Annotated in this window: 14 protein-coding genes; 3 read left to right on the plus strand and 11 right to left on the minus strand. The window is 51.7% G+C overall.

Annotated features, from left to right (window positions below):
- Positions 1 to 23 precede the first annotated feature (23 nt).
- The 7 genes from JTN23_RS23355 to recJ form a co-directional block, all read right to left on the minus strand.
- The gene (locus JTN23_RS23355) at positions 24 to 2,516 is read right to left on the minus strand and encodes a TonB-dependent receptor (RefSeq protein ID WP_409049470.1); all 2,493 of its coding nucleotides are present in this window, start codon (positions 2,514 to 2,516) and stop codon (positions 24 to 26) included.
- Between the two features lie 235 nt (positions 2,517 to 2,751).
- The gene (locus JTN23_RS23360) at positions 2,752 to 3,579 is read right to left on the minus strand and encodes a LytR/AlgR family response regulator transcription factor (protein WP_247237497.1); all 828 of its coding nucleotides are present in this window, start codon (positions 3,577 to 3,579) and stop codon (positions 2,752 to 2,754) included.
- On the minus strand, positions 3,576 to 4,733 hold the full coding sequence (locus JTN23_RS23365) for a sensor histidine kinase (protein ID WP_247237498.1): 1,158 nt from the start codon (positions 4,731 to 4,733) through the stop codon (positions 3,576 to 3,578). The genes JTN23_RS23360 and JTN23_RS23365 overlap by 4 nt, the downstream gene beginning before the upstream one ends.
- An 82-nt stretch (positions 4,734 to 4,815) precedes the next feature.
- On the minus strand, positions 4,816 to 5,289 hold the full coding sequence (locus JTN23_RS23370) for an energy transducer TonB (protein ID WP_247237499.1): 474 nt from the start codon (positions 5,287 to 5,289) through the stop codon (positions 4,816 to 4,818).
- Between the two features lie 27 nt (positions 5,290 to 5,316).
- Positions 5,317 to 6,048 carry an LPS export ABC transporter ATP-binding protein gene (gene lptB / locus JTN23_RS23375; protein WP_247237500.1) on the minus strand — a complete coding sequence of 244 codons (732 nt, stop codon included), beginning with the start codon at positions 6,046 to 6,048 and terminating at the stop codon, positions 5,317 to 5,319.
- Positions 6,045 to 6,590: a GNAT family N-acetyltransferase gene (locus JTN23_RS23380; RefSeq protein WP_247237501.1), complete on the minus strand. Its 546-nt coding sequence runs from the start codon at positions 6,588 to 6,590 to the stop codon at positions 6,045 to 6,047. The genes lptB and JTN23_RS23380 overlap by 4 nt, the downstream gene beginning before the upstream one ends.
- A 16-nt stretch (positions 6,591 to 6,606) precedes the next feature.
- Complete coding sequence (recJ, locus tag JTN23_RS23385) at positions 6,607 to 8,316, minus strand: single-stranded-DNA-specific exonuclease RecJ (protein WP_247237502.1); 1,710 nt, start codon at positions 8,314 to 8,316, stop codon at positions 6,607 to 6,609.
- Between the two features lie 332 nt (positions 8,317 to 8,648).
- Here recJ and ruvX point away from each other — a divergent pair, with 332 nt between their 5' ends.
- The 3 genes from ruvX to JTN23_RS23400 all read left to right on the plus strand — a co-directional run bounded on the left by ruvX (position 8,649) and on the right by JTN23_RS23400 (position 10,596).
- Entirely contained in the window at positions 8,649 to 9,062 is a 414-nt protein-coding gene (gene ruvX / locus JTN23_RS23390; protein WP_247237503.1) for a Holliday junction resolvase RuvX, read from the plus strand.
- A gap of 85 nt (positions 9,063 to 9,147) precedes the next feature.
- On the plus strand, positions 9,148 to 9,726 hold the full coding sequence (gene def / locus JTN23_RS23395; RefSeq protein WP_247237504.1) for a peptide deformylase: 579 nt from the start codon (positions 9,148 to 9,150) through the stop codon (positions 9,724 to 9,726).
- Between the two features lie 75 nt (positions 9,727 to 9,801).
- Positions 9,802 to 10,596: an amidohydrolase gene (locus JTN23_RS23400; protein WP_247237505.1), complete on the plus strand. Its 795-nt coding sequence runs from the start codon at positions 9,802 to 9,804 to the stop codon at positions 10,594 to 10,596.
- A gap of 51 nt (positions 10,597 to 10,647) precedes the next feature.
- On the opposite strand, the gene gatC is transcribed toward JTN23_RS23400, so the two are convergent.
- From gatC to JTN23_RS23420, 4 genes are all read right to left on the minus strand, one after another.
- Positions 10,648 to 10,935, minus strand: coding sequence for an Asp-tRNA(Asn)/Glu-tRNA(Gln) amidotransferase subunit GatC (gene gatC, locus JTN23_RS23405; protein ID WP_247237506.1), 288 nt, complete (start codon positions 10,933 to 10,935; stop codon positions 10,648 to 10,650).
- A 57-nt stretch (positions 10,936 to 10,992) separates the two neighbouring features.
- On the minus strand, positions 10,993 to 11,373 hold the full coding sequence (locus JTN23_RS23410) for a DUF5615 family PIN-like protein (protein WP_247237507.1): 381 nt from the start codon (positions 11,371 to 11,373) through the stop codon (positions 10,993 to 10,995).
- Positions 11,373 to 11,612 carry a DUF433 domain-containing protein gene (locus JTN23_RS23415; RefSeq protein WP_247237508.1) on the minus strand — a complete coding sequence of 80 codons (240 nt, stop codon included), beginning with the start codon at positions 11,610 to 11,612 and terminating at the stop codon, positions 11,373 to 11,375. The genes JTN23_RS23410 and JTN23_RS23415 overlap by 1 nt, the downstream gene beginning before the upstream one ends.
- A 100-nt stretch (positions 11,613 to 11,712) precedes the next feature.
- The gene (locus JTN23_RS23420; protein ID WP_247237509.1) at positions 11,713 to 11,877 is read right to left on the minus strand and encodes a type II toxin-antitoxin system antitoxin; all 165 of its coding nucleotides are present in this window, start codon (positions 11,875 to 11,877) and stop codon (positions 11,713 to 11,715) included.

Below are 11,877 nucleotides of genomic sequence, written 5' to 3' on the forward strand. Positions count from 1 at the left end.
GCTCGTCCGCCGTAAGCGAATTATTATCTGGGAGTACCTCCGCCGGGAGTACCTGCAGGTTGTTGCGTTTGGGCGCCGCCGTCACTTTTGACATCGTCGTTACTAACCGACTTCGCTCTCTTCTTTGGTGCGCTCGCAGTCATTTTACCTATTTTGTAAGTGAAGGTCATCCGGACGCCCCGGTTGTACAGGTAGGCATTGCTTACCTGCGAGAACTGAGCCGAGTTGAGCGTGGAATGGATGTTAAACCGGTTGCTCAGGAAGTTTTCGGCGGCTAAGCCCAGGCTACCTTTCTTATTAGCAAAGTCCTTCTTCACACCCAGTGAGTAGAAACCAAAGCCTCCCTGACGCCCCTGTAGCTGTACCTGTGACCCCTGCATAAATCCGAAGGCCTGGGCACCCCAGCCGTTTCCAAACTGAGCCGAAGCAAAGCTTCCTCCACCTACGGTAAAGCCCGTGTTGGTAACCGTAGCCGATGCCCCGTCCAGACCCATCGCCTGACCCGTAAGGCTGGTGTAGAAGCTGTTCAGGAACATACCGATGGAGATCTTGGAAGTTACGGCTATGTTGGCAAAGATGTTGGTACCGTAGGCGTGCTGTTTTCCGATGTTCTGGTAGGTAGTAACTATAGCGCCCACCAGTGTATCTGAGGCCTGACTCACCTGCGTAATGGCGTTGTTAGTAGAGCGGCCAAAGAAGGTGGCATTGATAAAGGTCTTCTTGATGGTGCGGCTCAGGCCCAGCTCGAAGTTGTTGGTCAGTTCGGGGCTTAGCGAAGGATTACCAATCGTGATGTTCTGTGGGTTGGCCGCGTTGAAGTTCGGGTTGAGCTGCTGCAGACCCGGACGCTGGATCCGGCGGTTATAGCCCAGCTTCACGGTAGTACCACTGATGGTCTTGGAAGCGTTCAGGCTGGGTACCAGTACCCCGTAGTTGCCTACACCCAGGTTACCTCCTTCGCGGGTACTGGCGTCGATAAAGGTATGCTCGTAGCGTAGTCCTCCCTTCAAGGTGTAGCGATTCTTGGTGGTGTAAGTGTAGGAGCTATAAGCCGCCGCGATGTTCTGGTGGTACAGAAGCTCGCCCGAAGTACCGTTATTCTCCGTTATAAAACCACCCGTTGGGCCCGCTATCAGGTAGCGATAGTCGCTGTTTACCTGACGAATAATGCCCTTGGCTCCTATCTCGAATAGCTGGTTGCGCTTGATGGGTGTCTGGTAGTCAGTCTGTATGGTGATCTCCTGGTTCAGGTTTTTATTCAGGTTTTTCTGGCGACCTGTCAGTTCGTTAGCGTCTCCCAGCAGGTTTGCGTCGAAGTTGTTGGTCAGGTTGTTGCGGCTGTACAGCGTCGAAATGCTCCACTCCTGGCCGGGCTTGAAGGTACGCAGGTAATCGAGGTTGGCATCCAGAGTACCCGATAGGTTCTTAACATCTACCGAACGGGTCGAAGTGGCATCCAGAATACCATTTGAATATAGCTGGGAAGTGAGGTTCTGCTGGTTGAGCATGTTACGTGCTCCAAAGCGTACACCGGCCGTCAGGCTCTGGTTAGGAGTCAGGTCGTAATCGAAGCCCAGGCTGTAATTAGCGAACATACCCGAGGTGTTGCCTTTCCCATTCTGACTGCTTAAAGTAGGTATGCCGTTGGCAAAGCTGGTTTGCTCGAGGCTGTACAGGGTAGGCGTGTTGTAGCTGATACGTCCCATGCCTCCCAGGTTGAAGCCAATCTTACCCTTGCGGTAGTTACCATTCAGGCCCAACATGGAGCCGCGGTTCCCTACGCCCGAGTCCACATTCAGGTTCAGGCCCTGGAGGCTGTTCTTCTTGGTGATGATATTGATAATTCCACCCGTTCCTTCGGCATCGTACTTGGCCGAGGGGCTGGTGATTACTTCTACGGATTTGATCTGGTCGGCAGGTATCTGCTTCAGCGCATCGGCTACACTGCTGGCTACGATGGTGGAGGGCTTGTTGTTGATTAGTACCCGTATGTTCTGGCTGCCGCGTATCGACACGTTTCCATCCAGATCCACCGTCAGCAGGGGGACCTTACGCAGTACATCCGCGGCATCGCCGCCTTTGGACGTAATATCTTTTTCAGCATTGAACACCAGGCGGTCCACCTTTTCTTCGATCAGCGCGGCCTGTCCCGTTACGGTGACCTCATCCAGTTGTTTTACGCTCGAGTTCAGCTTGATCGCGCCCAGCTCTAGGTTCTGTCCATCGGTTAGGGTGAGGTTGTCGATGGTGGTATTCTCGAACCCCACGAACGTGATCAGCAGGTTGTAATTACCGGCCGGGAGCTTCTGTAGGGAGAACCTCCCCTTTTCGTCAGCAACGGTACCGTCAATGGCTTTGTTAGTAGCCATATCATATAGGGCGATGGAAGCATACTCAACCGGCTTGGCCTCGGTAGCATCCACAACCTGTCCCGCTATCTTGCCACTGCCTTTGGGAGCTTCGGCCCCGGCGGTACCGGGTAGGGCTTTGGGCTGAGCGGTGCCTCCGCCCATCATGGGGATCTGGGCTTGGGCTACCATAGTACTTCCCGCAAAGAGAAGGAAGAAGAACGAACGGGCTATCCGTTGGCTGAGGCGCGAAGAAAAGGTTGATGTGTTCATGACATTGCTTGTTTGTATGTCACAAAGTTCTTAACCCTTGCCAGCCTGTACCAATGGATCTTGCGGAGTGCCGGATTTTGGTGCTCGAGTCAGGTATATTGTCTGCTGAAAGCCTGTAAAAAGGCTGCGATTATTTACCCAGCCACTCCTTAAAATCGGCGATCCGATCGCCGCTGACGAATACTTCGAAGCGCGATTTGGGCTCCAGTTCCAGCTTAAGCTTACCGGCGGAGTAGGCGGTGATGGAGCGGATAGCAGGCAGCGAAACCAGGAACTGGCGGTTCACCCGGAAGTACTGCTTCGGATCCAGGAGTTGGGTCAGCTTGTCCAGGCTGTACTCGACGGGTAAGTTGGTTCCTTCTTTTGTGACCAGGAAAGAAATGCGTTCGTCCAGGAAGAAGTAGGCGATGTCTGCCGTTTCGACGCTCCATATCCTGGGCCCCACCGATACCATAAACCGCTCCTTATAGGAGGTTTCCCTGGGAGGGTTCAGCATACGCAGCAGCGCATCCAGGTCAGGAACCGGGATCGGTGGAGCAGGTGGTGCGGATGGTGCTGATGGTTCAGCTGCTGCGGGGTTGTACTGCTGCCGAAGGGACTTGAACTTATCAATGGCCGCGGCCAGCTCCTCGTAGTTGAGCGGTTTGAGCAGGTAATCGATGCTATTGACCTTGAAGGCCTGCAGTAGGTACTCATCAAAGGCCGTGGTGAAAATGATTGGCTTCGTTAGCTTGAGCTGCTCAATGACCCGAAACGCCAGCCCATCCTGCAGGTGTATATCCATAAACACCAAGTCTACGGGTGCCGACTGATCGGATTCCTGCTGACGAAACCAGTCCACGGCTTTTTCTACGGAGGGCAGCGTGGCTACGACCTTGATGGTAGAGTCATACTTTTTGAGCAGGCTTTCCAGCCGCTGGGCCGTTAGCCGCTCATCTTCCAGAATAACTACATTCATGAGAGTAGGGGTATTTTCACGATAAAGGTACTTTCCTCTTCATCTACCCGTACGGGGCGGGTAGTAAACTGCTGGTACCGGTTGATAATGTTCTTCAAGCCAATACCCGTCGAATGACTCATCTGCTCGCGCGGCTGTAGCGGGTTAGTGACTACCAAGTAATCATCTTCCACCTGAATCTGTACGGATAGGGGGCTCTCCGGCGTCATCCGGTTATGCTTCACCGCATTTTCCACGAGTAGCTGTAGTGTCATGGGCGGAATGTAGTACCGCTGAGCCACCGCATCCGGTACCTCCATGTGTACCTCAAAGCTCTCTTCAAACCGGATTTTAAGCAGGAATGTGTAGGAACGGATAAAATCAAGCTCCGTCCTCAGGGAAACCCGGTCGTTGTCTTTCTGTTCGAGAATGTAGCGGTAGGCTTTCGACAGCTTATCAATAAACTGCTCCGACAGGTCGGCATCTACGTGCACCAGGGACGAAAGTATGCTCAGGCTGTTAAAGAGGAAGTGTGGGCTGACCTGGTCTTTGAGGGCGGCAAACTGCGCCAGCGCGGCCTCCTTCTGATAGCGTTCAGTCTGTACCTGAATATCCTTGAGTCGTCGGTTGGCCCGTCGGTTAGCGGCGGCGTAGAAGATCGACAGCATGATAATAACGGTAAAACCATTTTGAGATCGCGCCAGGTACTCACCAAACACGGGATCTGGGCGCCATCTTTCGGCTCCGCTGGGCGGTGTAATGTAAAGCATAGCGATAGAAAACAGGCCCTGGTAGAATAGGTGTATAAGTATGGCTGCTCCCACCGCTCCGGCCAGTATGAGTAGCTGGGAGGAGAACTTGAACTCTACCAGTACCTCCTCTCCATACCGCTCCGACAGGCGCTGAAGAATCCACTCCGTGAAGTAAATCCAGCAGAAATACGAAAGAGTTGTCAGGATACCCTGTCCCAGGATAAACGGATAGGCCTTCCGTAGCAGGTCCCAGGATAGCTCGGGCAGGTATACATACAGCAGGATAGGGTAGTATATAACTGCCAGACTAAGGGTAAAAGTCCAGATCTGACGGAGGGAAAGCCGGTAGTTGGTTGTTAGGTTCATGGGGCAATGGTAGAAGGACCGGCAGTATCGTCCGGCCACAAAGATGGCCGGAGCCATGGGTTCTACTGCATTAAATCCTGCAGAGTGTCCGTTTTTACCCGCTCAATGAACAAAATCTACGTCGGAAGGGCTAGTTGGCCTACCGCTTTCTTCTCTTCCTACTAGCTTTTTCTTCCGGTTCCCATGTAAGAGGAAAGACAAAATCGCCGATTACAGATTTTGGACCTAAAGAAGCAGGCTTGAAAGACAGCTTGCTTAACATTTTTTCTGTTTCGTTAATAAACGGCTCAGGCAGGCCAGATTCTATTTTGTAACATATAACTTCTCCTGTCTTATCAATGAGGAAGTAAACAAACACTTTTCCTGAAATCTTATACTTTTTGTACTCAGAGGGGTACTGGAGCGATGAAATAAAAGTTTTGATACCCTTTATTGATGGAGGAGTATAACCAGCATCACGAACAAACCCACTATCGAAATAAGTAGAGCAATCATAATCTGTATTGCTGGATAAATGAACGGTCTTGATTGTCTGTGCCCAACCAACAGTTTGCAGGGAGAGGATAGCGAATGCAGTTACTATCTGTTTAAAATGAGTAGAAAATATTCTCATTGCAGATTAACTAGAATGTTCTCTCCCTTATATCTTCCGCTTCAGCTCAAAGTGCTGCCCCAGATACACGCGACGCACCTGTTCGTCGGCGGCCAGCTCTTCGGCGGAGCCCTGTTTCAGGATTTTTCCTTCGAAAAGCAGGTAGGCCCGGTCGGTGATGGAGAGCGTTTCGTTTACGTTGTGGTCGGTGATGAGGATGCCGATGTTGCGGTGCTTCAGCTTGGCTACTATGCTCTGGATATCTTCAACGGCAATGGGATCTACCCCCGCGAAAGGCTCGTCGAGCAGGATAAACTTAGGATCTACGGCCAGGGCGCGGGCTATTTCGGTACGGCGGCGCTCGCCTCCCGATAGTACCATCCCCTTGTTTTTGCGCACGTGGTGCAGGCTGAACTCGTCCAGCAGGGCCTCTACTTTCTCCTTGCGGTCGGCTTTGGAAAGATTGGTCATTTCCAGTACCGCCATGATATTCTCCTCTACCGTCAACTGCCGGAATATCGATGCCTCCTGCGCCAGGTACCCCAGGCCCAGCCGCGCACGCTTGTACATGGGCAGGTTCGTGATGTCGATATCATCCAGGTATACTTTCCCGCTGTTGGGCTTCACCAGTCCTACGGCCATATAGAATGAGGTAGTCTTACCGGCTCCGTTAGGGCCCAGCAGTCCTACGATCTCGCCCTGCTCCACCGAGTAGCTCACCTGGTCGTTGACCAGGCGTGAGCCGTATTTTTTAATGAGGTTTTCGGTCCTAAGAATCATAGTTGATCTTTTATCATCAGGTACATACCCCGGTACTGAGGCTTCATCCGCTCGAAGGGCAGCTGCTTGGTACCTGCCTTATAGTACCCATTCTTCTCGTAGAAGGGTATGGCCGCGCTACCGTCCATGGTGTACAGGTACACGTAGTCGCGCCCCAGCTCTGAGGCCCGATCCGCTACCCAATCCATGACCTGACTACCGAGGCCGGTGCCGGTGGCTTCTTTCAGCAGGTAGATCCGTTCCAGTTCCATTCCGTTGTCAGACAGTCCGGTGGTTTCCGCCGGTTTGCCCTGCAGATTTATCTTGATATAGCCTACGGGAACATCTTGCTGGTATATCCAGTAAAACTCCGAGGCTGGATCAGAAAGTTCGGTAGCCAGCTGCTCTGCATTGTAGCGGGTGCGCTGGTACCACTCGCCCTGATCGTACCAGAGGTACAGGTAAAACTGGGGGTATATGCGCAGACAGAGTGCAGAAAGAAGATCAGCCTCTTCAACGCCAATCTTTTCTATTCGTACTGCGGTATGGGGTTGTAGTTGCATGCTTACTCCTTCGTCGTCAGAACTTCACGTCTTTCAGACATATCTGTAACGATTTGTTGCCGCGGAAGTTGTTCTCCTCCAGCTGGTAGCATATCGAGAAAGGCTTGCCGCTCATGAGGTCGGGGTACAGGTGTGCCATACTGAATCCAATGGCCGTGAAAGCAGGAGAGTCACCCTGGTACACGTCAAACTTGATGTGCTTACTCTTCATGATGGTAGGACGGCCAGCTACGTGTACGTCGCGTGATACAAACACCGGCAGCATATTGCCGGGGCCGAAGGGAGCCATCTGACGCAGCACGTTATAGAATTTCCAGTTGATATCTTTCAGATCCAGCTCCAGATCAATGTCGATCATGGGGATCAGCTGCTCGGGCTGAATACGGCTGGTCACTATCTCTTCGAACTTCAGCCGGAAGGCGTCCACGTTCTCAACGGGCAGCGTGAGTCCCGCCGCGAAAGTATGCCCTCCAAACTGCTCGAGCAGGTCGGCGCACTCTTCGATGGCTTCATATACGTCAAAGCCCGGTACTGAGCGGGCTGAGCCGGTGGCTTTGCCGTTGGAGTGGGTGAGTATAATGGTAGGACGGTGGAAATGCTCGATGCAGCGGCTGGCTACAATACCCACTACGCCTTTGTGCCAGTCCTGCTTGAAGAGTACTGTACTATTGGCCTGCGACAGCCAACCATCCTGCTGGATCATAGTCAGGGCCTCTTCGGTAATGCTGGTATCAAAGGTCCGGCGTTCGGTATTGTGCTTATTGATTTCAAACGCAAAGGTACTGGCCTCCTCTTCGTCGTCGCACAGGAGCAGTCGTACCGCTTCCTTAGCGTGCTTGATCCGGCCGGCGGCATTGATACGTGGTCCCAGCCCGAACACTACTTTGGTAATATCAAGCTCCGTAGTGAAACCTGCTACCTGTATAAGGGCTCTGACACCCGTACAGGGATTGGAGTTGAGCCGCTGCAGCCCGTAGTAGGCCAGCACGCGGTTTTCGCCCGTAATGGGTACAATATCGGCCGCTATACTTACGACCACCAGGTCGAGGTACTCATATAGCATGTCCAGTTCCTGGCCGTTCTGCAGGCAGAAGGCCTGTAGCAGCTTAAAGCCTACCCCGCAGCCGGTCAGTTCTTTATAGGGGTACAGACAGTCTTCACGCTTGGGGTCCAGTACGGCTACGGCCGGGGGCAGCTCAGAGCCGGGGCGGTGGTGGTCACAGATGATAAAGTCAATGCCGCGCTTCTTCGCTTCCTCCACTTTATCAATGGACTTGATGCCGCAGTCGAGCGTTACGATCAGCGTAAAGCCGTTCTCCTCCGCCCAGTCAATGCCCTGCCACGATACGCCATAGCCTTCGGCGTAGCGGTCGGGAATATAGTAGTCGAGCTTGTCGTATATTTTTCTGAGAAAGCCGTAAAATAGAGCTACCGAGGTAGTACCGTCCACATCGTAGTCGCCGTACACCAGTATTTTCTCCCCGTTGGCCATAGCCTCACAAAGCCGCTCCACCGCCAGGTCCATATCCTGCATCAGGAATGGGTCATGCAGGTGCGAGAGCTCCGGTCGGAAGAAGTCCCGGGCCGAATCAAAGTCGGTAATGCCCCGCTGAACCAGCAGCGTAGACAAAAAAGGATTTATGCTGATCGCCTGCGCCAGGTCATGGGCAGTCTGCACTTGCTCAGGGGTAAGCTCGGATCGTACTATCCAACGTTTTTCATTCATACATACAAAGATAGGGGGAATTGCCTATCTCTTGGTTTTAAAAGTATAAAGTTACTGATACATAATCATATGCTCTGATCGATTATGGTAACTAGCTCTTCTGGTACCTGATATACCTGCCGTCTATGCTGATTTCCGGTATATGCGCTAACGATCAGAGCTGACTAAACGTTCATGTCCTACTGCCGCAGGAAGGTACCTTCTAAGTATGATCTTCATCGGAGGTAGTACTATAAATAAACGGTACAGCATACAAGATGCGGAATACCAGCGGGAAAGCTTCGATAAAGATTTTATCTTTGCAGGAATTTAACCATTTTTAACTCAGCCGCATGGCCCGACTCCTCGCCATTGACTATGGTGCCAAACGTACCGGAATAGCTGTTACGGACCCGCTGCAGATTATTGCTACGGCCCTCGACACGGTACGTTCACATGATCTGCTGGACTTCCTCAAAAAGTACACCCAGCAGGAGCCTGTAGAGGCCTTTATAGTAGGGATGCCGCGGCGGCTCGATAATACCGCTACCAACAATACCCCTCTGGTAGAGGCTTTTATCAAACGATTGAGGAACACCTTTCCGGATATTCCCGTTTATACGCATGATGAGCGCTTTACCTCCTCCATGGCGCTGCAGTCCATGATTGCCGGTGGAAGTAAGAAGAGCGACCGCCGGGAGAAAGGCAATATTGACAAGATCAGCGCTACTATCATCCTGCAGTCGTATATGGAAAGCAGGCGGTAGTATACATGCAGGAGAAGAAAATTTATAAGAAGCTAACTTCTTACAACCTAATAGCTAACAACCTAACAACTAAGTACCTAATATAATGATTTACCCCATAGTAGCCTACGGAGACCCCATTCTGCGAAAAGTAACCCGCCCTATCGATAAAGACGAACTGGATCTGAAAAAACTGTCAGAGGATATGTACGAGACCATGTACTCGGCCTCGGGCGTAGGACTGGCGGCTCCGCAGATCGGACTTAACATCCGGATATTTGTAGTAGATGGTACTCCCTTTAACGAAGGAGAGGACGAAGAGGATAAAGACGCCTCTCTGGAAGGCTTCAAAAAGGTATTTATCAATCCTGAAATCCTCGAAGAAGACGGTGACGAATGGCCTTTCGAAGAGGGCTGCCTGAGTATACCCGGTATTCGTGGTGATGTGTACCGTCCTGAGCGCCTGAAGATCCGCTACCGCGACCTCGACTGGAACGAGCACGTGGAGGAGTACGATGGTACGGCGGCCCGTATTATCCAGCACGAGTACGACCACCTGCAGGGCAAACTCTTCACGGACTATATGCCTGCCCTCAAGAAGCAACTACTCAAAAAGAAACTTAACGATATAGCCAAGGGAAATGTGGACGTAGATTACCGGATGCGCTTCCCCAACCGCCGATAATATACCTGATCATGTACCCCAGGCAGAGCCATCTGCCTGGGGTACTTTTTTACGATAAATACTACTACTACGCGTATGAGTGAATCCGTAGAAAATCTGGCCGTAGCCTTACTGCAGGCTAATCTATACTGGGAAGATACCATCGCCAACCTGGCAATGCTGGAAGAGCAGATCGCGGTCCTGCCCGAGCCAGCGGATGTAGTGGTGCTGCCCGAAATGTTCAGCACCGGCTTCTCGATGAATGCCTCCAAAGTAGCCGAGGCTATGAACGTGACTACCACGCGCTGGATGAAGCAAATGGCCGCCAAGACCAAGGCTCTGGTAGTAGGAAGCTTTGCCGTTAAGGAAGATGGCAAGTACTACAACCGCCTGCTGTGTGTACGCCCCGAGGGTACCTATGAGGTATATGACAAGCGCCACCTGTTTCGGATGGGGCAGGAGCACGATACCTATACGGCCGGTACCCAGCGACTGGTAGTGGAGTGGAAGGGCTGGCGGATCTGTCCGCTTGTGTGCTACGACCTGCGTTTTCCGGTGTGGAGCCGCAATAGCCAGTCTGAGCCTTACGACCTGCTGCTGTACGTAGCCAACTGGCCGGCCCGCCGCGCCTACGCCTGGCAGACGCTGCTACGCGCCCGCGCCATCGAGAACCAGTGCTACGTAGCCGGGGTGAACAGGGTAGGAGCGGATGGCAATGGTGTAGAGCACGTTGGAGGTACCCAGATGATTGACTTTCTGGGCGAGCCCATCACCGACCTGGGCGATGCCGAGGCCGCGAAAGTAGTCAGGATCGATAAGTCGCCCCTGCTAACTTACCGGGAGAAGTTTCCGGCCTATCTGGATGCGGATCAGTTTAATATAAAAGTATAACAGCCCGCCCGGTCACATCCGGGCGGGCTGTCGCCTTATCATATAGGTATCTTATTCAATTACCTTAGGTACTTTGATGTAGGTGCCATCCTGACTAGGCGCGTTGGAAAGGGCTTGTTCCCGCGTCAGGCGGTTCAGTCCTACGTCCTCGCGCCAGTTGTTGATTTCACCCGTTACGTGCGTCAGCGGCTCTACTCCCTGCGTATCCAGTTCATTTAGCTGTTCCATCCACGTCAGCACGTTTTCCATGCTGGCCAGCAGGGCTTCTTCCTCCTCGGGCTTCACTTCCAGCCGCGCCAGGTGAGCTATCTTATGTAAGGTTTCACGATCTATTTTCATCTTGGGGTAGTCGGTTTGTCAGGGGCAAAGATAAGGAGTTGTAGGTAAACTACCTGCCTACATTTCGCGTACCCGTACTTTCACTTTATCAGGCATAAGTTCTGCCACAATGATAAAAGGTACTTTGACATCCAGTTCTTTCTCCAGAAGTATAGTTAGTAATTTTATTAAATCAGTGGAGCGAACATGGCCGGGACGAATATAAATGATACCTATGGGTCGGATATTTTTCTTGAAAAATAAGGTGCCAAAATCACTATCCTGAGTCAGAATAACTCTTGCTTTATCTATGGCCAACTCAATAATAGAAGCATCTGAGGTAGAGGCCATACCTTCTTCTTTTATGTCAAATACGTCAGTACCAATACTCCTAAGAAAACTGACAACAAGAGGAGGAATGTTCTCGTCAGCAATGAACGGGTAATCTTTCAGTAGCATCAGGCAGCCAGCTCAATATCTATAAAGCCGGAGTTTTTAGACAAAGCAGCGGCAAATAAAATGGCCTCCCGAACCGCTTCGGGCTTCAGATGCGGAAACTCCTGGCAAATTTGTTCAACCGAAGAACCATTAGCAATCCATTCCAGGACAAGCTGTACACTAATTCGGGTACCTTTGATAATAGGTTTACCACCCAAAATAGCTGGGTCGGCAGTTATGTATTCAAACTGGGTTTTCATACGGCAGATGCTTTTAACAAAAATATAAAAAGCTGTGAATAGTACTAACCTCCGTGCCCGCCAAACGTTTGCAAGAGGGGTACAGAAGTTCATACAAATCTCATTCCTTACCCTTCCCATCCGCGCGTTTGCGCTTTTTTAGCGCTTCGCTCAGCAGGAACTCAATCTGCCCGTTGACGCTCCGGAAGTCTTCCTGCGCCCACTTTTCCAGCTCTTTGAGCATCTCGGGACTTACCCGAAGTACAAAGGCTTTTTTTTCGGCCAT

The sequence above is a fragment of the Telluribacter roseus genome (assembly GCF_017355915.2).
Lineage (GTDB): Bacteria > Bacteroidota > Bacteroidia > Cytophagales > Spirosomataceae > Telluribacter.